A 22857-nucleotide genomic window follows, 5' to 3' on the forward strand; every position below is an offset into this window, starting at 1 on the left:
GGTGTCGGCCGACAAGCCTGCCCAGACTCAACTTCGGGTCGGTCGCCTCACCAAGGCGCATGGGCTGAAGGGCGCCCTCAAACTCGAGCTGTACACGGACACTCCCGAGCAGCGGTTCACGCCCGGCGCAGTGTTCACCTTGCAGGTTCCGACCGGCTCGAAGTGGCATGGCAAGACCCTCGAACTCACTGAGCTCCGCTGGTACAACGGTCACGCCGTCGGATTCTTCAAGGGCGTCGACGATCGCAGCGAAGCCGAGACCCTTGTCAAGGCGATCCTCTGGGTCAACCAGGACCCGACGGAGCTTCCTGAAGAGGAAGACGCCTGGTACGACCACCAACTGGTCGGGCTGGCCGCACTTCGCGACGGCGTGAAGGTCGGGCTCGTCGCCCGGGTCGATCACCTGCCTGCGCAGGATCTGCTGGCCATCAGAACAGACAACGGCGAAGTACTCGTTCCCTTCGTCAAGGCAATCGTGCCTGCAGTCGACCTGGCGGCCGGAACGGTTACCCTGACCCCGCCGACCGGACTGTTCGAAGAACTGCCCGACGACGATGACGATGACGACGACGACGATCGCTCGGTCGTGGACGAATCCGCCGGAGACGTCGAATCTTCCGCGGAAGATGCCGCGAAGGACGCCGACTAGCGTCACGAAAGAGTGCCGGAGTCCGCGTTGGCGATGCACGCTGCCCAGCTGCACATCGACGAAGCGATGGTGCGGCGGCTGGTCTTCGAACAGTTCCCGCAGTGGCGGGACGCGGCGATCCGCCACGTCGCGACCGACGGCACCGTCAACGCCATTTATCGCATCGGCACTGACTTCGCCGCGCGCTTCCCGCTGCGTTCCGGCGACCCGGCGGACGTGGCCAGAGAGCTTGCCCGGGAGTCGTCGGCGATGCTCGACCTGGCGGTCTGCTGTCCATTCCCGACGCCGGCTGTCGTGGCGATGGGAGTGCCCGGCCACGGCTATCCTCTGCCGTGGTCGGTACAGACCTGGCTCCCCGGCGAGGTCGCGACACCCGGTGGCCTGGCAGAGTCGCGGTGGTTCGCAAAGGACCTCGTCACTCTCCTGCGTGCGCTCCGCGCCGCAGAGACAGGCGGTCGCCGCTTCACAGGTGGCGGCCGCGGCGGACGGTTACCTGACGCCGACGAGTGGATGAACGTCTGCTTCAGAGAGAGCGAGGGCCTGCTCCCGGTCGGTCGGCTCAGGGCCCTCTGGACCGTCTTCCGTGATTTGCCGGCGGCGGGCCCCGATGTGATGAGCCATCAGGACCTGATCCCCGCCAACCTCCTCGTCACGGGCGAGAATCTTGTCGGGGTCCTCGACTGCGGTGGTTTCGGACCTGCCGACCCTGCGCTGGATCTCGTCGCGGCCTGGCACATGCTCGACATCGATGCTCGTGCGACATTCCGCGGCGAGCTGGAGTGCGGCGATGTGGAGTGGCGGCGCGGGGCGGCGTGGGCATTCGTGCAAGCCATGGGCCTCGACTGGTACTACCGGGAGTCGAACCCTGGCATGAGCGCTCTCGGGCGGAGCACCCTTGGCCGGATCCTCGATGATCCGGAAATCTCTGCGCTCGACACCCGGTAGCCGGCCGGGCATTCCAGTTCAGCGCACCACCGCGAGTCCGCGTGCGCGAAGGGTCCGTGCATCCGCGTCGAGGGACGCCAGAAGGCGTTCGTGGGTCGCGACGATGTGGTGATGGATGCGGTCCGCCGCGGCGTCCGCGTCACGCGCAGTGACGAGGTCGACGATCTCCCGATGCTCCTGCCAGGCCAGCCGGCGCGCGTCTTCGGTGCGTACTTCGAGCCAGCGGGTGCGTGCGAGACGGGTCATCGCCGAGGCGACCGCGTCGGCGAAGAAGTGGTTGCCCGACAGGCTCGCGAGTTCCACGTGAAAATGCGTGCCGGCCCGTACGCCCGCGTCGTTGGGCTGGGCGATGTCGAACTCCCCGAGCCTGGTCCGCAGGGACGTGATCGCATCGGCCGGGGCGCGGTCGCAGCTGAGGCGAACCGCAGCGGTCTCGAGGGCGCCCCGCAGCTCGCTGAGCGCGCCGATCTCGCCGAGATCGATCGGTGAGACCTGCCAGGCCCGGCCGACGCGTTCGACCAGGCCTTCGCTCTCGAGGCGCATCAGCGCTGCACGAAGCGGCGTTCGGGATGCGCTGAGCTGCGACTCGAGGCCGCGTTCGGTGAGCCGTGCGCCGGGCGTCCGTTCGAGGTCGAGGATCTCGGAGCGCAGGCGATCGTAGACGTGGGTCTGTTCTGGCATCTGTCGACCTTCTCTTTGGTATACCGGAGTGGTATACCGCTAGGGTATACCGAAGAATCCCATTCAGCCGGAAGGAGCCGCCGTGACTCTGACGAGCACCCGCACACGAACCGCCCGCCCGTGGCTCATGCTCACCCTCGGCGTCGTCGCCCAGGCGAGCTCGACCGTGTTCGTGAGCACGCCGGCGTTCCTCATTCCGCTTCTCCACACCGAACGCGGCCTGAGCCTTGCGCAGGCGGGCCTGCTGGCATCGACGCCGACACTCGGCATGGTCATGACCCTCATCGCGTGGGGAGCGCTCAGCGACCGCATCGGCGAACGGTGGGTGATCGCATCGGGACTGGCCGTGACGGCCCTGGCTGCGGTCGGCGCGATGTTTGCGAGCGGCTACATCGGCCTCGGCTTCTTCCTCCTCATCGGCGGAATGGCCTCCGCCAGCCCGAACGCCGCGAGCGGGCGCGTGGTGGTCGGCTGGTTCCCGCGCGAGCGTCGGGGACTGGCGATGGGCATCCGCCAGATGTGCCAGCCGCTCGGGGTCGCCATCGCGGCCGTGAGCATCCCTGTGCTCGCATCCACCGCGGGCATCGCTGCCGCGATGGTGGTCCCGGCCGTCCTGACCGGGATATCCGCGGTGCTCTGCGCGATCTGGATCGTCGACCCGCCGCGACCGGAACGGAACGCGTCCGGCGAGGTTGAAGCGCATCCGCACGCCGGCTGGAATCCGTACCGCTCGACGTCGCTGCTGTGGCGCATCCACGGTGTCTCGATCCTCCTGGTCGTGCCGCAGTTCGCCGTATCGACCTTCGGGCTGGTGTGGCTTGTGACCCAGCTCGGCTTCCCTACCGTCGCCGCCGGTCTCGTGATCGGGGCCAGCCAGTTCGTCGGAGCCGTCGGGCGGATCGGCGTCGGTGTTCTCAGTGACAGGGTCGGCAGCAGGCTCGGTCCGCTGCGCTGGGTGGCCGTCTCTGCCGCCGCCGTCATGCTGCTCATGGCGGTCGCGGCATCGCTCGGCGCGGCGTGGGCCGCCGTGATCCTCATCGTCGCTGCCGTCGTCACGGTCGCCGACAACGGTCTCGCGTATACCTCGGTCGCCGAAATCGCCGGCCCCTTCTGGTCGGGCCGTGCGCTGGGCGCCCAGAACACCGGGCAGTTCCTCGCGGCATCCCTCGTCGGGCCTGCGGTCGGCGGTCTGATCACCCTCGTCGGGTTCCCGCTCGCCTTCGCATCGGTCGCGCTCTGCCCGCTCGCCGCCATCCCGCTCGTTCCCCGCGACCGGGAGCTCGCCGTCGTGCCGCAATAGAGGTGCCGATTAGAATTGGCGTCCATGCGCATCGACATCGTCACGATCTTCCCCGAGTTCTTCGATGTGCTCGACCTGTCGCTGCTCGGCAAGGCCAGGCAGTCCGGGATCATCGACCTGGGTGTCCACAACCTGCGCGACCACGCGCACGACCGGCATCGCACCGTCGACGACACGCCATACGGAGGCGGAGCGGGGATGGTCATGAAACCGGAGCCGTGGGGCGAGGCGCTGGACGGCATCCTCGCTGATGGCCCGGGCGACCCGCTCGTGATCTTCCCGTCACCGGCCGGCGATGTGTTCACGCAGGCCACCGCACGAGAGCTCGCTGCCGAATCGCACCTCGTCTTCGGATGCGGACGCTACGAAGGAATCGACCAGCGGGTATTCGACGACGCGGCATCACGCGCCCGCGTGAGGCTGATGAGTCTCGGCGACTACGTGCTCAACGGGGGAGAGGTCGCGACGATGGCGATGATCGAAGCGATCGGGCGCCTCATCCCCGGTGTCGTCGGCAACCCGGAATCGTTGGTGCAGGAGTCGCACGAAGACGGGCTGCTCGAATACCCGAGCTACACGAAGCCCTCCGTCTGGCGTGGCCGCGAGGTGCCGCCCGTGCTGCTCAGCGGCAACCACGGCGCGATCGCCGCGTGGCGCCACGAGCAACAGCTCGACCGGACGCGACGTGTGCGTCCCGACCTGCTCGACTGAGTCGCTCGCTCGTCGATCACAGGGAAAAGCACGTCACATGCGTCGAATGAGGTGCTTTTCCGTGTGCTCGACGGATGCGGTGGGGGCGCGTCAGTCGCGGGCGGTGAGGACGACGGGGCCGTCCTCGGTGATTGCGATGGTGTGCTCGGAGTGGGCGCCCCGGGAACCGTCTGCGCTGCGGAGCGTCCAGCCGTCTGCATCCGTCACGATCCTGTCCGTGGTCTCGAGGAACCACGGCTCGATCGCGATCACCAGCCCGGGGCGCAGCGGGTAGCCGCGGCCGGCGCGACCGTCGTTCGGCACATGGGGATCGCCGTGCATGGTGCGGCCGACCCCGTGTCCGCCGAAATCGGTGTTGATCGAGTAGCCCTCTGGATGGGCGATCGCCGCGATGGCCGCGGAGATGTCGCCGATCTTGTTGCCGGGGTGTGCGGCTGCGATCGCCGCGTCGAGCGCGCGCCGGGTCGTGTCGATGAGTCGCAGGTCAGCCGGCCGTGGTGAGCCGACGACGAAGCTGACGGCCGAATCCGCCACCCACCCGTCGACTGCCGCAGCGAAATCGAGGCTGAGCAGGTCGCCATCCCGCAGCCGATAGTCGTGGGGGAGTCCGTGCAGCACGGCGTCGTTCACCGATGTGCAGATCACCTTGCCGAAAGGGCTCGCGCCGAACGAAGGGTGGTAGTCGATGTAGCTGGAGACGGCACCAGCCGAGCGGATGAGGTCGTGCGCGATCCGGTCGAGCTCCAGCAGATTGACCCCGACCTTCGCCGCCGCGCTCGTCGTGCGCAGCACCTCGGCCACGAACCTGCCTGCGGGCTTCATGGCCTCGATCTCGGCCGGCGTCCTCAACTCGATCATGGATACAGTTTTTCATGCCGTCAGCGAACCCGCAGCCGCCGCACAGCAGGGCGGGGATAATCTGGTGCCGTGATCCTCCGCAGGGCGTTCTTCTGGTGGCTGTTTCCGTCGGCCGTGATCCTTCCCGCGTGGCTGCTCATCGGCTGGGCCGCCTTCGGTGGCGGGGGCTGGGCGTTCCTCGGCCTGCTCATCGCCTGCCCGATCCTTTTCATCGCCATGCTCGCGATCGGCGGCATCATCCGAGCCCGCGGCAGCGTGAGGGAGCAGAGGGCCGTCTCGTGGACCGACGTCGGGCTGCTGGCGGCATGGCACATCGCGATCATCGCGTTCGGCTTCTATATTCCCGGTGTGTCGGGGTGGATCGCCGTCCTCGGCATCCTGGTCGGGCTGGCGACGTTCTGGGTCTCCCTCTGGGAACTCCTGAACGAAACGCGTGCCCGCGTGCAAATGACGTTCGACGCCTACGAACGGGCGGCCCAGCAGCAGCAGTTCGGTCGACCGGACCCCGGGTCCGTCGATGGCGGCGAGTACATCGTCATCGAGGAACGCCGCGACGACGAGTGATTCGCGGGCGGATCAGCCTGCGCCGGACCCGCTTTGGTAAAGACTGGCTGTTCATGGCAGAATAGTTGTTTGTGCCGCGGCCAGGCTCTGCCACAGGGGAGCCAGCATTCTTCGTGGTCACCCCATAACTGACAATTCGGCCGTCGTGCGCCCCGTACGACGTCCCCAAGTCCGTCCTCGACCTGTGGCGGGTACAGAGAGCGAACACACATGCACATTCTCGATGAGCTGGACGCCGCGTCCCTCAAGCAGGACATCCCGGAGTTCCGCGCGGGCGACACCGTCAAGGTCCACGTCAACATCGTCGAGGGCAGCCGCTCTCGTATTCAGGTCTTCCAGGGCGTCGTCATCGGCCGCTCGGGCGAAGGCGTGCGCGAGACCTTCACGGTCCGCAAGGTCAGCTTCCAGGTCGGCGTCGAGCGTACCTTCCCGGTGCACTCGCCGATCATCGACCACATCGAGGTCGTGACGCGCGGTGACGTTCGTCGCGCGAAGCTGTACTACCTGCGCGAGCTTCGTGGCAAGAAGGCGAAGATCAAGGAAAAGCGCGAGAACTAGACCCGCGCCGCCGACCCGCGGTCGGCTCACGGCGAATCCTGAGCTCCCGATCCCATAAACTGGGTCGGGAGCTCAGGCGGTTAAATGACAGAAGACACATTGTCCACGCGTACAGAACGCGTCGCGGCAGACAAGCGCAGCAAGCAGCGCAGCGTCAAGCTCTTCGTCCGTGACATCCTCATCATCTTCGTGGTGGCGGTCCTCGTCTCCTTCCTGATCAAGACGTTCGTCGTCCGGTCGTTCTACATTCCGTCGGCATCGATGGAGAACACGCTCCAGATCAACGACCGCATCATCGTCAACGAGCTCGAGCCGAACCTCGTCCCCATTCAGCACGGCGACGTCGTCGTCTTCCGCGATCCGGGCGGCTGGCTACCGCCGTCGGTGCCGACGAACCAGAACCCTGTAGCTGCTGCGTGGGATGCTGCGCTGTCGTTCGTGGGACTCTCTGCGCCAGACAGCAATGATCACCTGATCAAACGCGTCATCGGGCTCCCCGGCGACCATGTGACGTGCTGCAACGCGCTCGGCCAGATGAGCGTCAACGGCGTTCCGCTGAAAGAGCCGTACGTTCTGCTGCCCGCGGGCTCGCAGGCGGTGTCGGGAATCACCTTCGACGTGACCGTACCGAAGGGGTCGCTCTGGGTGATGGGTGACAACCGTTACAACTCCGCCGACTCTCGGTACCATGTGAATGACCCCGGAAAAGGATTCGTGCCGATCAGCAACGTCGTCGGCCGCGCGTTCGTGATCAGCTGGCCGGTCAGCCGCTGGTCCTGGCTCGACGACTATCCCGACGTGTTCCGTGGGGTGGAGGACAGCCAGAAGTAATGCCCGCAGACCCGACCCTGCGATTCGAACGCTCGCTGTTCCGCAGCGGTGTCGAGTCGGTCATCGCCTGCGACGAGGTCGGGCGCGGTGCGCTTGCCGGCCCGGTCGCGGTCGGAATGGTCGTGATCGACCAGGGGGTGAGGCGCATGCCCAAGGGTCTCCGCGATTCCAAGCTGCTGCCCGAGCCGCACCGCGAAGCGCTCGCACCGTTGTGCACGAAGTGGGTTCTCTATTCGGCCGTCGGTCTGGCTTCCGCCGATGAGATCGATTCGCTCGGCCTGAGCAGGTGCCTGGGCCTCGCCGGCAGGCGTGCCCTGGAAAGCCTCGAGGCGATGGGCGCACCCGTCGGGTCGAGCATCCTCGTGCTCGACGGCAACTGGGACTATCTCAACCCGGCGCTCGACACGCGCGTTGACGTGGTGACCAGGATCAAGGCCGACCGGGACTGCGCGTCGGTCGCCGCCGCATCCGTGATCGCCAAGGTCCATCGTGACAGGTTGCTGATCGACCGGGATGTCGTCACTCCGGGCTACAGCTGGGCATCCAACAAGGGCTACGCCAGTCGGGCCCACTTCGCGGCCATCGAACTGCTCGGCCCGTCGGACTATCACCGGCTCAGCTGGCTGAAGGGCGACGTTCCGCTCGAACAGGTCGAGTGAATCCGGCATAGACTTGTCGGACGATGGATGAAGACGAGTTCGACGACTACGACCGTGAGGTCGAGCTGGCACTGTACCGCGAATACCGCGACGTCGTCGCACAGTTCAAGTACGTGATCGAGACCGAGCGGCGCTTCTACCTTGCCAACGAGGTGGAGTTCCTGCGTCGCGACACCGAGCACGACTTCTACTTCGAACTGACGATGAACGACGTCTGGGTGTGGGACGTCTATCGTTCCGATCGATTCGTCAAGTCCGTCCGTGTGCTCACGTTCAAAGATGTCAACATCGAAGAGTTGTCGAGCAAAGACTTCGAGCTGCCGAAAGAGCTCGCACTCGACGAGTGAGCCAAGCGGCCGGATCGGATCCTGCCGGATTCGGGCCATGTTTCGTCGCGCCGTCCTCATCGGGCCGGGGCTGAACCCGATCAACACCACGATGATCTCGGTGGCGTTCGTACCGATAGCCACCGACCTCCGGCTCACCGGTGCGGCTCCTGCTCGTGAACCCCTCTGGCGTTGTTCGATCGCAGTCTGAGCTGGCGGCCCCTCCCGCTCTGACCGGCGTCGTGCGACACCGAATCTCCTCCACATCGGGGATACGAGCATGCTCATCCACAGATCGGTTGTGCACCCGGACATCGCCCCGGGGATGCCGCGAAGCTGGATGCGGAGGCAGCAATGGCAGACAAAGACGACCTGGGCAGGCGCGGCGAGGACATCGCGGCGACGTGGCTCGAGCAGCGGGGAATGGCCGTGATCGAACGCAACTGGAGGTGTTCGGCAGGTGAGATCGACATCATCCTGAGGGAGGGTACGACAACGGTCTTCGCTGAGGTGAAGACGCGCACGTCGACGGCGTTCGGGCATCCGTTCGAGGCGATAACCGCGGTCAAGGCCGGGCGGCTGAGACGACTCGCGGCCGAATGGTGCCGGGCGAATCCGACGCCGGGGGAGATTCGCATCGACGTGATCGCGATCCTCGATGCGTGGAGCCCACGGCCGACCATCGAACACGTGAGCGGTGCCGTCTGATGGCTGTTGCCCGAACGTTCGCCGTCGCACTCAACGGGCTCGACGGTCATGTCGTCGAGGTCGAGGCCGACATCGCCGCGGGGCTTCCCGCGTTCGTCCTCATCGGACTGCCCGACACCGCTCTCGGCGAATCCCGCGAGAGGGTGCGGGCCGCCGCCGTGAACGCGGGGTGCCCGTTGACCCAACGCAAACTCACCATCAACCTCTCGCCCGCGGCTCTTCGCAAACAGGGCTCTGGGTTCGACCTCGCGATCGCCGTGGCTGCGCTCGCCGCAGCGGGAGACGTATCGGTCGAGTCCGTCGCCGGTGTGGTCCACCTCGGCGAGCTGGGGCTCGACGGGCGGCTCCGGCCGATCCCTGGGGTCCTTCCGTCGGTCGCCGCAGCACGTCGCGCGGGGTTTGCGAATGTCATGGTGCCGACAGCGAATGCCGAAGAGGCCGAGCTGGTCGACGGGATCCGGGTGACGGCCGTCGCGTCGCTCCGCGATGCGGCGATCTGGCACGGCGGCCGCTTCTCGCACGAGCCGTCAGAGGCGGTCGGGCTTTCCCGATCGGCCGACCATCGTGCAGATGACGACACGAGCCTCGATATGGGCGACGTCCTTGGAAACGACGACGTGGTCGAGGCGCTCACCGTGGCGGCCGCAGGCGGCCATCACGTGTCGATGATCGGTCCGCCAGGCGCGGGCAAGACAATGCTCGCTTCCAGGCTGCCCGGGATCCTTCCCGACCTGACCGACGATGAAGCCCTCGAGGTGACTTCGATCCGCTCGCTGGTGGGAGCGCCAATCGGGCGGGAGCTCGTACGCCGTCCACCGTTCGAGGCGCCCCATCACACTTCCTCGGCGGTGTCGATCGTCGGTGGCGGAAGTGGGCGCATCGTTCCGGGTGCGGTGGTGCGCGCCACCAGCGGCGTGCTCTTCCTCGACGAAGCGCCCGAGTTCCCGGCACGGGTGCTCGACGTGCTCCGCCAGCCGCTCGAGTCCGGAACCATCGCGATCCACCGGGCGAACGGCGTCGCGGCGTTTCCCGCACGATTCCAGCTGGTCCTCGCGGCGAATCCGTGCCCGTGCGGGCGGTACGGCTCACCCGACGATGAATGTACCTGCACTCCGATCGCGCGACGACGGTACCTTGCTCGCCTGTCCGGGCCGCTCCTCGACCGCGTCGACATCCGGCTGACCGTTCGTCGGCTGGGTGTTGCGGCGATTCGGGCGTCGCGCGCGCGGGACGACCAACGGGCGACCGCCGGGGAGGGCAACCATGGGTCCGGTACCAGCGCAGCGATCCGGCGGCGGGTCGTGGAGGCGAGGGCTGTGGCTGCAGAGCGACTGGCCGCCACGCCGTGGACTCGCAACTGCCAGGTGACCGGAAATTGGCTGAGGACCGGCCCGAGGCGACTTCCCCAGACCGCCACGAGATCGCTCGACCGCGCGTTCGAGCGGGGAGCGCTCACGATGCGCGGCTTCGATCGCACTCTTCGCCTTGCGTGGACGCTCGCCGATCTCGATACCGCCCTGACGCCGACGGCGCACCATGTCGGCGCCGCTCTTTTCCTTCGACGGGGGATGGAAGCATGACGTACCTCGGACTCACGGCCGAACAGCTGACCGCCCACGTGGCGCGCGTCGTTCCGCCGCAGTCGGGGCGGCAAGGTGCGGTGTCGGCGCCTGGTGCGTCCTCCGGTGACGCGTCGACGACGCGAACCCGGTTCGCTCGTGCCGTACTGACCTCACTCGCCGAACCGGGCGACTCCGACGCCGGCGTTCTGATTGCGGCGATCGGTCCGGTGGAGGCACTTCGCGCCATCGTCGAACGGCGGTCAGCCCCCGACATTCTGGCCGAGGTGAGCGAGCACGACCCAGCGGCCACGGAAATGCTCGTGGGACGCCTTGAAAACGCACTTGAGCGATGGCACCCCCGCGCGTCGCTGACCGCGGCCGCACGCTCCTTCGAGTCCGGCGCTCGCGTGCGCGCCGCGCTGGTGACGCCGGAAGACGACCTGTGGCCGGCGTCACTCGCCGACCTCGGCAGTGGTGCACCGATCGCGCTCTGGGTGCGGGGCGAGCTCGGCCGTCTCGGCGAACTCCGCCGTTCTGTCGCCCTCGTCGGAGCACGCGCGGCGACAGGCTACGGGGAGCACGTGGCCATGGAAGTCGCCTCCGGCCTCGCCGACCGGGGGCTCTCGACAGTATCCGGCGGTGCGTACGGTATCGATGGCGCGGTGCACAGGGCGAGTCTCGCAAGCGACGCGACGACAGTCGCCTTCCTCGCCGGAGGTGTCGACCGGCTCTACCCCGCCGGTCACACCGACCTGTTGCAGCGGGTCGCCGAACGCGGACTCCTCATCGCAGAGCTGCCGTGCGGGTCGTCGCCGACGAAATGGCGATTCCTTATGCGAAACAGACTCATTGCGGCCGCGAGTACAGCCACAGTGGTCGTCGAGGCCGGGCGGCGCTCCGGCTCTCTCAACACGGCGGGCCACGCGGCAACGATCGGCCGCCCACTGGGAGCGGTTCCCGGTCCCGTGACATCGCCGGCCTCTGCCGGATGCCATCGTCTGATCCGCGAATACGGGGCGGAATGTGTGACGAACGCCGATGAGATCGCCGAACTCTCCGGTCTGTGGAGCCCCACCGAAGGCAGCGGAGCGGCGCACAAGGAGTCTTCGGGTGGCGGAAGATCCCTCGCCCCTGAGGCGCTCAGGATTATCGACGCCCTCAGCGCCCGGGCCTCGCGAAGCGTCGCCGAACTCTCCGTGATCACCGGCATGTCGCCGCGCGACGTGATTGCAACGCTCGGCACCCTCGACGTCGAAGGCCTCGCACGGGAACGAGCCGGGAGGTGGCTGAAGGCGCCGCCCGGCACGCGGTGAGACCAGGTGAATGCGGGGAAACGCCAGGTGCGGAGCGTCGCTCCGAGACGGAGTGCCGTTCACAGAGCAAGCTGGGCACGTGGAGCTTCAGCGGGCGGTCGAGGACTACGCGATACACCTGACCGCAGAGCGGGGCTACTCGCCGCAGACGGTCCGCGCCTACCGGTCAGATCTGGCGGCGCTCATCGCTTTCGCCGGTACGCGCAACATCGGCACCACCGAAGATCTCACCCTCGACCTGCTCCGCGACTGGCTCTGGAACGCATCCCAGGCGGGACTCGCCAAAGCAACGCTCGCCAGACGGTCGGCCTCCGCGAAAGGATTCAGCGCGTGGGTCGCCCGCACCGGCGGCGGGGCGCACGACCCCGCGGCGCGCCTGCGCTCGCCGAAGCCCGACAAGACTCTTCCCCGGGTGATCAATCGACAGCAGATGGCAGGAATGCTCGACGCGCTCATCACACGCAGCGCGACGGGAGACCCGGCGGCGAAGCGCGATCTCGCCGTCATCGAGCTGCTCTACGCGACGGGCATCCGTGTATCCGAACTCACCGGTCTCGACATCGACGACGTCGACCTCGAACGTCTCACCCTGCGTGTCCTCGGCAAAGGATCCAAAGAACGCGTCGTTCCGTTCGGCGTACCGGCGCACACCGCCGTCATCGACTACCTCCGCAACGCGCGCCCCGCGATCGCGACCGCAGCATCCGGACCGGCGCTGCTCCTCGGGGACCGCGGCAGCAGACTCGGAACCCGTGCCGTCTACCAACTCGTCGCCTCCCTCCTGGCCGGCCTCCCGGGAGCAGGACCGGCAGGTCCCCACGCACTGCGCCACACGGCAGCGACACACCTTCTGGACGGGGGTGCAGACCTGCGGGCGGTACAAGAACTCCTCGGCCACGCCAGCCTCGGAACGACCCAGATCTACACGCACGTCTCCACCGAACGGCTGAAAGAGAGCTATCGCATCGCTCATCCCCGCGCCTGAAGTGCTCAGCGCAGCGGCAAGAGGACCGCGCGCGGCAGCCGGTCGAAGAAAAGCAACGGCGAAACATACGCACCGTGCAGCCGCACCCCGACGTGAAGGCAGCCCGACTCGCAGTGGCCGCCCTCAGCGACGTGACCGACGACCTCGCCCCGCGCAACACGATGATCCCTCCCGACGACAGCGTCGAGCGGTTCGAAACTGACGAGAAGGTCATCGCCGACATCGATGGTCAGTACCGGCCGATCCACCACGACACCGGAGAAGGTGACCACACCATCCGCCGGCGAACGTACGTCGGCCCCGGTGCTGACGGTGAGGTCGATGCCACGATGGCCCGAAGAATACGGGGTGGCCGGAGCGATGAAACTCCGGCCCACAACGATGGGCGGTGCGATCGGCCAGGGCCAGCGCGCTGCGCCTGCCGGAGCCATCGCAATCCGCTCGACCTGGACCGGGGGAGCGCTCGGCGCGCGAGCGACGGCAGCGGAAGGCAGAGCCAGGGTCACAATGATCAGCACAGTAATGGCGGCCCCATGGGTCACGACGGCACGCGCGGGATCGGAATGTCGGCTCATGAGCCCATCCTCACGAACGTCCACGGATCGAACCGGCGCTGCCCGCGCTTCTGTGGAAACCGACTCGGGCACGTCGGATTGGGGAGGGAGAGAGGGACTGACCCACGCCCGATGCAGGGGTACCGTATGCGGAAACAACGGACCGAAGGGGGCACCGATGTCAGATCAACAGGGTAAAAAGCCGTCCTCACATACTGGCGGGACCGAAGAGTGGGAAGGCGCCAGGCCCACCCCCGCCATGCGGCGCAAGGTGATCGGTCTCGCACTCGCAGCGGCGGTCGGCGGGTTCCTCTTCGGGTTCGACTCGTCTGTCATCAACGGTGCGGTGAACTCTGTTCAGGGCCACTTCTCCCTCAACGCCTTCGTCACGGGCTTCATTGTGGCCATCGCTCTCCTCGGGTGCGCGGTGGGCGCGTTCATCGCGGGGAGGCTGGCCGACCGGTGGGGGCGGCTGAAAGTCATGCTCCTCGGCGCTGTGATGTTCCTCGTCAGCTCGATCGGCGCCGGCCTGGCATTCTCCGCCTGGGATCTCGGATTCTGGCGCATCGTCGGCGGACTCGGAATCGGTATCGCGTCCGTCGTCGCTCCTGCCTACATTGCCGAGATCTCGCCGCGGCAGTCCCGTGGCGGGCTCGCGTCGCTGCAGCAGCTCGCGATCACCATCGGTATCTTCATCGCCCTGCTTTCGGATGCCCTGCTCGCCGGAATCGCGGGCTCCGCATCGAACCAGCTGTGGCTGGGCCTCGAAGCCTGGCGCTGGATGTTTCTCGTCGGCGTGATCCCGTCCGTCGTCTACGGAATCATCGCGCTCACCCTGCCGGAGTCTCCGCGCTACCTTCTCGCGACCGGCCATCGCGACGAAGCGAAGGCAGTCTTCGCGAACCTGGTTCCCGAAAGCGACCTCGACAGGCAGATCGGCGATATAGAGAGGTCGATCGCCGAAGACAAGGAAGGCCTGAAGGCCACACTGCGCGGAAAGGCATTCGGCCTCAAGCCGATCGTCTGGATCGGCATCATCCTGTCCGTCTTCCAGCAGTTCGTCGGCATCAACGTGATCTTCTACTATTCGACGACCCTCTGGCGTGCCGTCGGTTTCACTGAGAAGAGTTCGCTGCTGATCACGGTCATCACGTCGGTGACGAACGTCCTCGTAACGATCGTGGCCATCCTGCTCGTCGACCGGGTCGGGCGACGACCGATCCTGCTCACCGGCTCGATCGGGATGGCGGTGTCGCTCGGGACGATGGCCGTTGCTTTCAGCTTCGCCGACAAGGTGCACGGCACCGTGTCCCTGCCGAACCCGTGGGGACCGATCGCGCTGATCGCTGCGAACGTGTTCGTCGTCTGCTTCGGCGCGTCCTGGGGTCCGCTCGTGTGGGTGCTCCTGGGTGAGATCTTCCCGACGAAGATCCGTGCGAAGGCCCTCGGTGTCGCCGCTGCCGCGCAGTGGATCGCCAACTTCCTCGTGACGGTCACCTTCCCGCCGCTCGCAGACTTCTCGCTCACCTTCACGTATGGGATGTACGCGGTCTTCGCCGCGCTGTCGTTCATCTTCGTCTTCTTCAAGATCCCCGAGACGAACGGCATGGCGCTCGAGCACGCGGAGACCCTCTTCGCGAACGCCCGGAAATCGCGCGGGGTCTCCGTGACCAGCTCAGGAGACAGCATCGGGTAGGGCCGACGGACGGGCGACGCCGGGCGAAAGAGCTCCCCCCCGGCGGATGGTAGTATTCATGGAGCATCCCGCTTGTCGGGGTGACTACGCGTGCCCACTGCGCTGAATGCAGCGCCGCGTCGCATCCACACGGTCCATCTCTGGAAACAGCGGTGGCGGATGCGCGCCGGGCACCAGGAGTGGCGGCCGTCCGGTCGTCGCTGAAACCGATTGGCATGCGCGCATACAGTGCGGCGTGCCGGAACAGGAGTACGGCAAATGGCCGTCGTAACCATGCGCCAGCTGCTCGACAGCGGCGTCCACTTCGGACACCAGACCCGCCGGTGGAACCCGAAGATGAAGCGCTTCATCCTCACCGAGCGTTCGGGCAGCTACATCATCGATCTCCAGCAGTCGCTGGCCTACATCGACAAGACCTACGAGTTCGTCCGCGAGACGGTCGCCCACGGCGGCACCATCCTCTTCGTCGGCACGAAGAAGCAGGCCCAGAACGCTATCGCCGAGCAGGCGACGCGCGTGGGCCAGCCCTACGTGAACCAGCGCTGGCTGGGTGGTCTGCTGACCAACTTCGCGACGGTCTCCAAGCGTCTCGCGCGCATGAAGGAGCTCGAGGAGCTCGACTTCGAAGGCACCACGAGCGGCTTCACCAAGAAAGAGCTCCTCATCAAGAAGCGTGAGCTCGACAAGCTGCACAAGTCGCTTGGCGGAATCCGCAACCTGACGAAGACCCCGAGCGCGCTCTGGGTGGTCGACACCAAGAAGGAGCACCTCGCGATCGACGAGGCCAAGAAGCTGGGCATCCCGGTCATCGGCATCCTCGACACCAACTGCGACCCCGACGAGGTGCAGTACCCGATCCCGGGTAACGACGACGCCATCCGTTCCGTCGGCCTGCTCACGCGCATCGTCGCCGACGCTGCCGCAGAGGGCCTGATCCAGCGTCACCAGAAGCCCGAAGAGGGTGCAGAGCCGGCTGAGCCGCTCGCCGAGTGGGAGGCGGAGCTTCTCGGAGCGTCCGGCCAGGAGCTCCAGTCGAGCCCCGAGACCTCGAAGTCCGTCGACGCCGACCTCAAGGAAGCCAAGGCCGAGCTCGGCACGGTGACCGACGAGGCTGAGGCTCTCGAAGAGGCCGTCGAGGAGACCGAGGCCGATTCCGCCGAGGCCGTCGCCATCGACGACGCGACCGAGGCCGTGGTCGAGGCAGAGGCTGCCGAGACCGAAGCAGAAGCCAAGTAACTCCGGCTCAACTCCGCACATTTTCGACAGAAGGTTCTCAGAAGCACATGGCAAACATCAGCATCGCTGACATCAAGGCACTGCGCGAGCAGCTCGGTACGGGCATGGTCGACACGAAGAAGGCGCTCGAGGAAGCTGACGGCGACCTCGAGAAAGCCACAGAGATCCTGCGCCTCAAGGGTGCGAAGGGCAACGCTAAGCGTGCCGACCGCTCCACGAGCGAGGGTCTCGTCGCTGCCAAGGAGAACGACGGCACTGCGACGCTCATCGAGCTCGCCTGCGAGACCGACTTCGTCGCGAAGGGCGAGAAGTTCATCGCCCTGGCCGACAAGGTCCTCGACGCCGTAGCTGCATCCGGCGCCACCACCGTCGAGGAGGGCCTCGCGGCTCCGGCCGGCGACAAGACCGTGGCCGATCTGATCAGCGACGAAGCAGCCATCCTCGGTGAGAAGATCGAGCTGCGCCGCGTCGCGGTCGTCACCGGCGAGCACTTCGCGATCTACCTGCACAAGACCTCCAAAGACCTGCCCCCCCAGGTCGGCGTCGTGGTCGGATACTCGGGTGACGACGCAGAGACCGCTCGGAGCATCGCGCAGCACATCTCGTTCGCGAACCCCGAGTACCTCGCCCGCGAGGACGTCCCGGCAGCCGCCGTCGAGAACGAGCGGCGCATCGTCGAGGAGATCTCGCGCAACGAGGGCAAACCGGAGGCCGCCTTGCCGAAGATCATCGAGGGCCGCCTCGGTGCTTACTTCAAGCAGGTCGCGCTCCTCGAGCAGGACTACGCGAAGGACAACAAGCTGACCATCAGCGCCGTCCTGAAGGACGCGGGACTGACCGTTTCGGGCTTCGCCCGATTCAAGGTCGGCGCCTGACGATGAAGTGAAGGAGTCCGGATCGAATCTCGATCCGGACTCCTTTTCTCTGCCCGCAGCAGCTAGCTTTAGAAAAACCGGAACGGAAGGACTCGAACACCTATGTCGGAATCGCACAAGAGGCGCCGGGTCCTTCTCAAGCTGTCCGGTGAGGCGTTCGGCGGGGGGCAGCTCGGCGTCAACCCTGACATCGTCAGCTCCATCGCCCGCGAGATCGCGCAGGCAGCGACCGACGTCGAGGTGGCGATCGTCGTCGGCGGAGGCAACTTCTTCCGGGGTGCCGAGCTCTCGCAGCGTGGCATGGACCGTGGTCGCGCCGACTACATGGGCATGCTCGGCACGGTGATGAATTCGCTCGCCCTGCAGGACTTCCTCGAGCAGGCCGGAGCCGAGACCCGGGTGCAGTCGGCGATCTCGATGACGCAGGTCGCCGAGCCGTACATCCCGCGTCGGGCAGAGCGGCACCTCGAGAAGGGCCGCGTCGTGATCTTCGGCGCCGGCGCAGGTCTGCCGTATTTCTCCACCGACACGGTCGCCGCTCAGCGCGCGCTCGAGATCGAGGCCGACATCGTGCTCGTCGCCAAGAACGGTGTCGACGGGATGTACAACGACGACCCGAAGACAAACCCGAACGCGCGCATGATCGAGCAGATCTCGCACCAGGAGGCACTGCAGCAGAATCTGCGGGCCGTGGACTCGACAGCGCTGAGCCTGTGCATGGACAACGGCATGCCGATGCGGATTTTCGGGATCGAGCCGTCCGGCAACGTGACAGCGGCAATTCTCGGCGCCGAAATCGGCACGCTGCTCAGCGCCGGCGTGCGCTGAGCGCAACGGTAAGCTTGACTGACGCCCACCGATTGAAGGAGTGACCGTGATCGCGGATGTGATTTCCGACGCCCGCCAGCGCATGAGCAAGACCGTCGAGTCGGCCAAGGAGGACTTCGGGACCGTGCGCACGGGCCGGGCGAATCCCGTGCTGTTCCAGAAGATCCTGGTCGAGTACTACGGCTCGCCTACCCCTCTCGCGCAGCTTGCTTCGCTCCAGAACCCGGAGGCGCGTGTTCTGCTCGTCACGCCGTACGACAAGTCGGCCCTGAAAGAGATCGAGAAGGCCATCGTGAACGTGCCGAACCTCGGTGCCAATGTCGGCAATGACGGCGAGATCGTGCGTGTGACGCTTCCTGAGCTCACCGAGGAACGCCGGCGCGAGTTCGTGAAGATCGTGCGGGGCAAGAGCGAAGACGCGAAGGTCGCCATCCGCAACATCCGGCGCAAGGCGAAGGACGACCTCGACGCGCTGAAGAGCGAGGTCGGCGATGACGACGTGGCGCGCGGCGAGAAGGAGCTGGAGCAGATCACGAAGACGCATGTCGACGCTGTCGACGAGGCTCTGAAGCGCAAGGAAGCCGAACTCCTCGAGGTTTAGGGCGCGCCGCTATGACCGAAGCTCCACCGGGGGAACCGGGTCCGCCCGTACCGCCACACCGCGGCAGGGCGTCGCGCGCGGAATTCCGGGCGCAGGTGAAGGCCACACGTGCCGATATCGAACGCCAGATGCAGGCTCGCAAGGCCCAGCTCGACGCGACCAATGAGCGTATCGAGGCGCGCACCGGCCGCAACCTGATCCTGGCGATCCTGATCGGGCTCGCGTTCGGGCTGCTCATGCTTTTCAGCCTGATCCTGATCAAGGAGCTGTTCATGCTGGTCGCTGCTGCGACCATCGTGTTCGCTGCATTCGAGCTCACGCAAGCGCTGCGCGCTGCGGGGCGCGACGTGCCCCGCATCCCGACGATGATCGCCTCCGTGGCGATCATCCCTGCCGCCTATTACGGCCACTCAGGTGGCCAGCTCGTGGCCCTCGCGGCCGGCATCGTCTTCGTGACGGTGTGGCGGCTCATCGAGGCCGCTGTGAAGCGTCCCAGCGTGACGGGAAGACTGTTGCTGCGCGACCTGGGGTCCGGAGCGCTGATCCAGCTGTACGTGGTCTTCCTGGGCAGCTTCGCCGCCTTGCTCTTGGCCGAGGACGGCGGCCAGTGGTGGACGCTGGCGTTCCTCATACTCGTGATCGCGATCGACACCGGTGCATACGCCACCGGCCTCTCCTTCGGCCGGCATCCCATGGCACCCACCATCAGCCCGAAGAAGACATGGGAAGGTTTTGCGGGAGCCGCACTGGCCAGCATCATCGCGGGCGTCCTGCTCTCGATCTTCATGATCGGCGAGCCTTGGTGGTTCGGCGTGTTGTTCGGCATTGTGCTCCTCGTCACCGCCACTCTCGGTGACCTTGCAGAATCCCTGATCAAGCGCGATATCGGAATCAAGGATATGAGCTCGTGGCTTCCGGGGCACGGCGGCTTCCTCGATCGCCTCGACTCGATCCTGCCGTCCGCAGCGGCCACGTACGCGCTCTTCCTCATCTTCAGATAAAGCATTTGGCACAATAGGGGAGTGAGCACCTTTCCCCGCACCCGCAAATCCAAGCTGGGCTACGACCCCGACCAGGTCGAAGAGTTCCTTCAGCAGGCGAGGCGGGCCTACGACGCAGACCCAGACGGGGTCACCCTCCTGACCGCGGCCGATATTCGCCACACGGCCTTCACGATGCAGAAAGGCGGCTACTCCACCTCGCACGTCGATTCCGCCCTCGAACGTCTCGAGGACGCATTCGCGTCGCGCGAGAGGGAGGTTGCGCGGAACCAGCGTGGCGACAGTGCGTGGTACGACGACGCGCGGACGACGGCCCAGGTCATCCTGAACCGTCTCGACCGGCCCGTCGGGCACCGATTCGCCCGCACGAGCATCCTGACTTTCGGCTACAACCGGGCGGATGTCGACAAATTCGCCGGCCGTCTGGTCCGTTATTTTCAGGACGCGCGGCCGATGAGCGTTGACGAGGTCCGCACGGTCACATTCCGGCCGCAGCGCGGTGGTTACAAGGAAATCCAGGTCGATCTGCTCCTCGACAGCGTCACCGACGTCATGCTGGCCGTTCGCTGAAACTGTTCGCGTCACTTTGGTATCCACGCGGATGTCCGTTATGGTTTTGTGATCGTGGGTAGACGAGAAGCCGAACTAGTGCCACTCACGCCGTCCAATCCGGTCGGGGTGGCTGTCAGGCGACCCCATGTGCGCTCGCGAGCGAGCCTCTGGACGTTCGCTTTCACCGCTGCCGTCGGCTTTCTGCTGGTCAACGTGGTCGACCCGTACTCGGGCGCGACCGCAGCGACGTTCAGTCCGACCACCTCGCGCTTCGGAACCCAGCCGATCCAGCAGCTGACCGTCGAGGGGTCTTACACGACCACCGTGACTCGTGAAGCAGTCTCGGTCAAAGCCAAGCCGAAGCCGAAGCCGGTCATCAAGCCCGCCGCTCCGTCGACGTCGTCGTCGTCAGCCGGTGGCGGTGGCGGTGGCGGGGCACCCGCGGCCGGCACGCCCGATCCCGGCTCGGCTCAGGCGATCGCCTACCAGATGGTCCATGCCCGCGGCTGGGGTGACGACCAGTACAACTGCCTCGTCTCGCTCTGGAACCGCGAATCGGGCTGGAATGTCTATTCGTACAATGCGGGCAGCGGTGCGTACGGCATCCCGCAGGCCCTGCCCGGCAGCAAGATGGCGTCGGCGGGCCCGGACTGGCAGTCGAACCCTGCCACGCAGATCACCTGGGGCCTCGGCTACATCACGGGGCGGTACGGCACGCCCTGCGGCGCATGGGACCACTCGCAGAGCACCGGCTGGTATTAAGCCTCAAGCCCGTCGGCTTGTAGCGTAGGTCCATGGAGATCGCGCTGATCGCTGTCGTCGGTGTCATCACCGTCGTCGCGGTGGCCGCGTTCTCGAAGCAGCTCGGGGTGGCAGCGCCACTGGTACTCGTCATCGTCGGCGTGGCCACATCGTTCCTGCCGGGTTTGCCGGCGCAGGGCGCGGTGCCGTCGTGGGTGATCCTCACCCTGGTGCTCCCGCCCCTGCTCTACTCGAATGCCGTGCAGGTGCAGTTCACCGACTTCCGGCGCAATCTCGGCACCATCTCGCTGCTGTCCGTCCTCCTCGTCATCGTGACGGCGTTCGTCGTGGGCTTCCTGCTGCACGCCATCCTGCCCGGGCTGGACCTGGGCCTCGCCATCGCCCTGGGCGCTGTCGTCAGCCCCACGGATGCGGTCGCTGCGACTGCCGTCGCGAAGCGCCTCGGTCTTCCTGCGCGTCTGGTCGCCGTGCTCGAGGGCGAAAGCCTCGTCAACGACGCATCAGCACTCGTCCTCCTCAAGGCCGCTCTCGGTGCCACCGGCGCCTCGCTCAGTCTGTGGGCGGTCGGCGGCGCGTTTCTCTATTCCGTGGTCGTCGCGGTCGTCGTCGGACTGCTCGTCGGAGTGGTGAACGTCTGGGTACGGGCGAAGCTGAAGGATTCGGTGCTGGAGACGGCAATCTCCTTCGTCGTCCCGTTCGTCGCGTTCATCCCCGCGGAGTCGCTAGGAGCGTCGGGCGTTCTCGCCGTCGTCATGGCGGGGATCTACACCGGGCACCGGGCTGCGCGATCGTTCACGGCCCAGGCGCGCCTGAGCGAGCAGATCAACTGGCGAACGATCCAGTTCCTCCTCGAAAACGGCGTCTTCCTCCTGATGGGCATCCAGCTGAACGCGATCATCGCTCACGCCAGGGGCAGCATGCTCGGCGTCTGGGGCGCGTTCGGAATCGGTTTGCTGCTCTGCCTTGTGCTGCTGGTCGTCCGCGCCCTGTTCATCATCCCGATCATCTGGCGCCTCAAAGCAAGCCAGAAACGCGCTCCAGAGGTCGAAGAGCGCATCTCCGACGGTCTCGAGCGCGTACGTACCGAACGGAAGAAGCGACCGCCGCAGGATGAACGGGCCGAACGGCGCTGGAATCGATTCACCCGCTACCTCGAACGGCGTGAGGCCGATGTGACCGATATGCAGGTTTCGCCGATCGGCTGGCGCGGGGGAGCCGTGCTCACCTGGGCGGGCATGCGAGGTGTCGTAACCCTCGCCGCCGCCCAGTCGCTGCCGCAGTCTCCGTACCGTTCACCACTCATCCTGATCGCTTTCACCGTCGCGCTCGTCACACTCCTCGTGCAGGGCGGGACACTGCCGTGGCTGATCCGCCGACTGGACATCACGGGTTCGGACGCCGCCGCAGACCGGCGCGAACTGGCCGGGCTGCTCGAGGAGATGAGCAAGGCCGGTCTGGCCGCCATCGATCATCCCGATGACGAGGTGACGGTTGGACGCACCTACGACGCCGAGGTCGTCGAGCGGGTGCGGGAAGACACGATGCTGCGCGTCGAGGCGCAATGGGAGCGAGCCGAGCAGGAAGGCTCGGAGAATCCGGCATTCGGTCCTCACCAGCAGTACCAGGCGCTCAGGGAGCAGGTGCTCGAGGCCGAGCGCAGCGCCCTGCTCGACGCCCGCAGCAGAGGCAGCTATTCGTCGCGGGTGCTCCTCCACGCGCAGATGATGCTCGACTTCGAGGAGTCCCGGCTCTCCCAGCGCGACGACCAGGTCTGAGACGGCTCCCGTCTTAGACTGAAACCATGCCGCGCAGCAACCGTCCCCGAGGTCGAAAGCCCAGCCAGGACGAAGACGAGGCTCTCGATCTGTCGCGTGCCACGCAGGGTTGGCGCCGTACGGAGGTGCGCCGGGGCTTCGCGTGGAACGTTCAGCCGGTTTCGCCGGTGCAGGCTGTCAAGGTCTACATCTGCCCGGGGTGCGGCCTCGAGATCGAGCCGGGCGTCGCACACCTCGTCACCTGGCGTGCGGATGGTCTGATGGGCGACGCTGCTGACATCGCCGCCAGGAGGCACTGGCACACCCACTGCTGGAGGATCAGTTGAC

At 66.5% G+C, this 22857-nt stretch carries 27 protein-coding genes; 24 read left to right on the forward strand and 3 right to left on the reverse strand.

The window, feature by feature from the left end:
* Window position 1 precedes the first annotated feature (1 nt).
* Window positions 2–649, forward strand: coding sequence for a ribosome maturation factor RimM (gene rimM, locus ACPPVQ_RS09025; protein WP_426520753.1), 648 nt, complete (start codon window positions 2–4; stop codon window positions 647–649).
* A 12-nt stretch (window positions 650–661) separates the two neighbouring features.
* The gene (locus ACPPVQ_RS09030; RefSeq protein WP_426520755.1) at window positions 662–1594 is read left to right on the forward strand and encodes an aminoglycoside phosphotransferase family protein; all 933 of its coding nucleotides are present in this window, start codon (window positions 662–664) and stop codon (window positions 1592–1594) included.
* Window positions 1595–1612: 18 nt separating this feature from the next.
* On the opposite strand, the gene ACPPVQ_RS09035 is transcribed toward ACPPVQ_RS09030, so the two are convergent.
* Complete coding sequence (locus ACPPVQ_RS09035; RefSeq protein WP_426520757.1) at window positions 1613–2275, reverse strand: GntR family transcriptional regulator; 663 nt, start codon at window positions 2273–2275, stop codon at window positions 1613–1615.
* Window positions 2276–2402: 127 nt separating this feature from the next.
* Between ACPPVQ_RS09035 and ACPPVQ_RS09040 the strand changes: the two genes are divergently transcribed.
* Both ACPPVQ_RS09040 and trmD read left to right on the forward strand, forming a co-directional pair.
* Window positions 2403–3575 (forward strand): MFS transporter, encoded by a 1173-nt coding sequence (locus tag ACPPVQ_RS09040; RefSeq protein ID WP_426521197.1) that lies wholly within the window; start codon window positions 2403–2405, stop codon window positions 3573–3575.
* A 24-nt stretch (window positions 3576–3599) separates the two neighbouring features.
* Window positions 3600–4286 (forward strand): tRNA (guanosine(37)-N1)-methyltransferase TrmD, encoded by a 687-nt coding sequence (gene trmD / locus ACPPVQ_RS09045; RefSeq protein ID WP_426520759.1) that lies wholly within the window; start codon window positions 3600–3602, stop codon window positions 4284–4286.
* Window positions 4287–4376: 90 nt separating this feature from the next.
* Here trmD and map read toward each other — a convergent pair whose 3' ends face one another.
* Entirely contained in the window at window positions 4377–5144 is a 768-nt protein-coding gene (gene map, locus ACPPVQ_RS09050; protein WP_426520761.1) for a type I methionyl aminopeptidase, read from the reverse strand.
* A 69-nt stretch (window positions 5145–5213) separates the two neighbouring features.
* Between map and ACPPVQ_RS09055 the strand changes: the two genes are divergently transcribed.
* The 10 genes from ACPPVQ_RS09055 (at window position 5214) to ACPPVQ_RS09100 (ending at window position 12650) form a co-directional block, all read left to right on the forward strand.
* Window positions 5214–5708, forward strand: coding sequence for a hypothetical protein (locus ACPPVQ_RS09055; protein WP_426520763.1), 495 nt, complete (start codon window positions 5214–5216; stop codon window positions 5706–5708).
* Window positions 5709–5918: 210 nt separating this feature from the next.
* On the forward strand, window positions 5919–6266 hold the full coding sequence (gene rplS, locus ACPPVQ_RS09060) for a 50S ribosomal protein L19 (RefSeq protein WP_426520765.1): 348 nt from the start codon (window positions 5919–5921) through the stop codon (window positions 6264–6266).
* 84 nt (window positions 6267–6350) lie between these two features.
* A complete protein-coding gene (gene lepB, locus ACPPVQ_RS09065; RefSeq protein ID WP_426520767.1) occupies window positions 6351–7097 on the forward strand; it encodes a signal peptidase I in 747 nt (248 codons plus the stop codon).
* Complete coding sequence (locus ACPPVQ_RS09070; RefSeq protein ID WP_426520769.1) at window positions 7097–7756, forward strand: ribonuclease HII; 660 nt, start codon at window positions 7097–7099, stop codon at window positions 7754–7756. Before lepB ends, ACPPVQ_RS09070 begins: the two co-directional genes overlap by 1 nt.
* 23 nt (window positions 7757–7779) lie before the next feature.
* A complete protein-coding gene (locus ACPPVQ_RS09075) occupies window positions 7780–8103 on the forward strand; it encodes a DUF2469 family protein (protein ID WP_426520771.1) in 324 nt (107 codons plus the stop codon).
* A 37-nt stretch (window positions 8104–8140) separates the two neighbouring features.
* Window positions 8141–8293: a hypothetical protein gene (locus tag ACPPVQ_RS09080; protein ID WP_426520773.1), complete on the forward strand. Its 153-nt coding sequence runs from the start codon at window positions 8141–8143 to the stop codon at window positions 8291–8293.
* Between the two features lie 143 nt (window positions 8294–8436).
* Window positions 8437–8790 (forward strand): YraN family protein, encoded by a 354-nt coding sequence (locus ACPPVQ_RS09085; RefSeq protein WP_426520774.1) that lies wholly within the window; start codon window positions 8437–8439, stop codon window positions 8788–8790.
* A complete protein-coding gene (locus ACPPVQ_RS09090) occupies window positions 8790–10370 on the forward strand; it encodes a YifB family Mg chelatase-like AAA ATPase (RefSeq protein WP_426520776.1) in 1581 nt (526 codons plus the stop codon). Before ACPPVQ_RS09085 ends, ACPPVQ_RS09090 begins: the two co-directional genes overlap by 1 nt.
* Window positions 10367–11665 carry a DNA-processing protein DprA gene (dprA, locus tag ACPPVQ_RS09095; protein ID WP_426520778.1) on the forward strand — a complete coding sequence of 433 codons (1299 nt, stop codon included), beginning with the start codon at window positions 10367–10369 and terminating at the stop codon, window positions 11663–11665. Before ACPPVQ_RS09090 ends, dprA begins: the two co-directional genes overlap by 4 nt.
* A gap of 79 nt (window positions 11666–11744) precedes the next feature.
* Window positions 11745–12650, forward strand: coding sequence for a tyrosine recombinase XerC (locus ACPPVQ_RS09100; protein WP_426520780.1), 906 nt, complete (start codon window positions 11745–11747; stop codon window positions 12648–12650).
* Between the two features lie 5 nt (window positions 12651–12655).
* Here ACPPVQ_RS09100 and ACPPVQ_RS09105 read toward each other — a convergent pair whose 3' ends face one another.
* Window positions 12656–13225 (reverse strand): murein hydrolase activator EnvC family protein, encoded by a 570-nt coding sequence (locus ACPPVQ_RS09105; protein ID WP_426520782.1) that lies wholly within the window; start codon window positions 13223–13225, stop codon window positions 12656–12658.
* Window positions 13226–13463: 238 nt separating this feature from the next.
* Here ACPPVQ_RS09105 and ACPPVQ_RS09110 point away from each other — a divergent pair, with 238 nt between their 5' ends.
* From ACPPVQ_RS09110 to ACPPVQ_RS09155, 10 genes are all read left to right on the forward strand, one after another.
* Entirely contained in the window at window positions 13464–14900 is a 1437-nt protein-coding gene (locus tag ACPPVQ_RS09110) for a sugar porter family MFS transporter (RefSeq protein ID WP_426521199.1), read from the forward strand.
* A 258-nt stretch (window positions 14901–15158) separates the two neighbouring features.
* The gene (gene rpsB / locus ACPPVQ_RS09115) at window positions 15159–16136 is read left to right on the forward strand and encodes a 30S ribosomal protein S2 (RefSeq protein ID WP_426520784.1); all 978 of its coding nucleotides are present in this window, start codon (window positions 15159–15161) and stop codon (window positions 16134–16136) included.
* A 47-nt stretch (window positions 16137–16183) separates the two neighbouring features.
* The gene (gene tsf / locus ACPPVQ_RS09120) at window positions 16184–17011 is read left to right on the forward strand and encodes a translation elongation factor Ts (protein ID WP_426520786.1); all 828 of its coding nucleotides are present in this window, start codon (window positions 16184–16186) and stop codon (window positions 17009–17011) included.
* A 102-nt stretch (window positions 17012–17113) separates the two neighbouring features.
* Complete coding sequence (gene pyrH / locus ACPPVQ_RS09125; RefSeq protein WP_426520788.1) at window positions 17114–17839, forward strand: UMP kinase; 726 nt, start codon at window positions 17114–17116, stop codon at window positions 17837–17839.
* A 46-nt stretch (window positions 17840–17885) separates the two neighbouring features.
* A complete protein-coding gene (gene frr / locus ACPPVQ_RS09130; protein WP_426520790.1) occupies window positions 17886–18440 on the forward strand; it encodes a ribosome recycling factor in 555 nt (184 codons plus the stop codon).
* Between the two features lie 11 nt (window positions 18441–18451).
* Window positions 18452–19441, forward strand: coding sequence for a phosphatidate cytidylyltransferase (locus ACPPVQ_RS09135; RefSeq protein WP_426520792.1), 990 nt, complete (start codon window positions 18452–18454; stop codon window positions 19439–19441).
* Window positions 19442–19462: 21 nt separating this feature from the next.
* Window positions 19463–20011 (forward strand): DivIVA domain-containing protein, encoded by a 549-nt coding sequence (locus ACPPVQ_RS09140; protein ID WP_426520794.1) that lies wholly within the window; start codon window positions 19463–19465, stop codon window positions 20009–20011.
* A 78-nt stretch (window positions 20012–20089) separates the two neighbouring features.
* Window positions 20090–20755 (forward strand): lytic transglycosylase domain-containing protein, encoded by a 666-nt coding sequence (locus tag ACPPVQ_RS09145; protein WP_426520796.1) that lies wholly within the window; start codon window positions 20090–20092, stop codon window positions 20753–20755.
* A 32-nt stretch (window positions 20756–20787) separates the two neighbouring features.
* Entirely contained in the window at window positions 20788–22530 is a 1743-nt protein-coding gene (locus tag ACPPVQ_RS09150; protein ID WP_426520798.1) for a cation:proton antiporter, read from the forward strand.
* Window positions 22531–22556: 26 nt separating this feature from the next.
* Window positions 22557–22856 carry a hypothetical protein gene (locus ACPPVQ_RS09155; protein WP_426520800.1) on the forward strand — a complete coding sequence of 100 codons (300 nt, stop codon included), beginning with the start codon at window positions 22557–22559 and terminating at the stop codon, window positions 22854–22856.
* The last annotated feature ends 1 nt before the right edge of the window (window position 22857 follow it).

Source organism: Leifsonia sp. McL0618 (assembly GCF_049994905.1).
In the GTDB taxonomy this organism is placed as follows: Bacteria; Actinomycetota; Actinomycetes; order Actinomycetales; family Microbacteriaceae; genus Diaminobutyricibacter.

Excerpts from the sequence above, each read along its gene's own strand:
- lepB (WP_426520767.1), top strand. The coding sequence starts at position 6,351 with ATGACAGAAGACACATTGTCCACGCGTACAGAACGCGTCGCGGCAGAC.
- rplS (WP_426520765.1), top strand. The coding sequence starts at position 5,919 with ATGCACATTCTCGATGAGCTGGACGCCGCGTCCCTCAAGCAGGACATC.
- ACPPVQ_RS09105 (WP_426520782.1), bottom strand. The coding sequence starts at position 13,225 with ATGAGCCGACATTCCGATCCCGCGCGTGCCGTCGTGACCCATGGGGCC.
- dprA (WP_426520778.1), top strand. The coding sequence starts at position 10,367 with ATGACGTACCTCGGACTCACGGCCGAACAGCTGACCGCCCACGTGGCG.
- ACPPVQ_RS09110 (WP_426521199.1), top strand. The coding sequence starts at position 13,464 with ATGCGGCGCAAGGTGATCGGTCTCGCACTCGCAGCGGCGGTCGGCGGG.
- ACPPVQ_RS09090 (WP_426520776.1), top strand. The coding sequence starts at position 8,790 with ATGGCTGTTGCCCGAACGTTCGCCGTCGCACTCAACGGGCTCGACGGT.
- ACPPVQ_RS09135 (WP_426520792.1), top strand. The coding sequence starts at position 18,452 with ATGACCGAAGCTCCACCGGGGGAACCGGGTCCGCCCGTACCGCCACAC.
- pyrH (WP_426520788.1), top strand. The coding sequence starts at position 17,114 with ATGTCGGAATCGCACAAGAGGCGCCGGGTCCTTCTCAAGCTGTCCGGT.
- ACPPVQ_RS09155 (WP_426520800.1), top strand. The coding sequence starts at position 22,557 with ATGCCGCGCAGCAACCGTCCCCGAGGTCGAAAGCCCAGCCAGGACGAA.
- ACPPVQ_RS09040 (WP_426521197.1), top strand. The coding sequence starts at position 2,403 with ATGCTCACCCTCGGCGTCGTCGCCCAGGCGAGCTCGACCGTGTTCGTG.
- ACPPVQ_RS09035 (WP_426520757.1), bottom strand. The coding sequence starts at position 2,275 with ATGCCAGAACAGACCCACGTCTACGATCGCCTGCGCTCCGAGATCCTC.
- map (WP_426520761.1), bottom strand. The coding sequence starts at position 5,144 with ATGATCGAGTTGAGGACGCCGGCCGAGATCGAGGCCATGAAGCCCGCA.
- ACPPVQ_RS09080 (WP_426520773.1), top strand. The coding sequence starts at position 8,141 with ATGTTTCGTCGCGCCGTCCTCATCGGGCCGGGGCTGAACCCGATCAAC.
- ACPPVQ_RS09150 (WP_426520798.1), top strand. The coding sequence starts at position 20,788 with ATGGAGATCGCGCTGATCGCTGTCGTCGGTGTCATCACCGTCGTCGCG.
- ACPPVQ_RS09075 (WP_426520771.1), top strand. The coding sequence starts at position 7,780 with ATGGATGAAGACGAGTTCGACGACTACGACCGTGAGGTCGAGCTGGCA.
- rpsB (WP_426520784.1), top strand. The coding sequence starts at position 15,159 with ATGGCCGTCGTAACCATGCGCCAGCTGCTCGACAGCGGCGTCCACTTC.
- ACPPVQ_RS09070 (WP_426520769.1), top strand. The coding sequence starts at position 7,097 with ATGCCCGCAGACCCGACCCTGCGATTCGAACGCTCGCTGTTCCGCAGC.
- tsf (WP_426520786.1), top strand. The coding sequence starts at position 16,184 with ATGGCAAACATCAGCATCGCTGACATCAAGGCACTGCGCGAGCAGCTC.
- trmD (WP_426520759.1), top strand. The coding sequence starts at position 3,600 with ATGCGCATCGACATCGTCACGATCTTCCCCGAGTTCTTCGATGTGCTC.
- ACPPVQ_RS09085 (WP_426520774.1), top strand. The coding sequence starts at position 8,437 with ATGGCAGACAAAGACGACCTGGGCAGGCGCGGCGAGGACATCGCGGCG.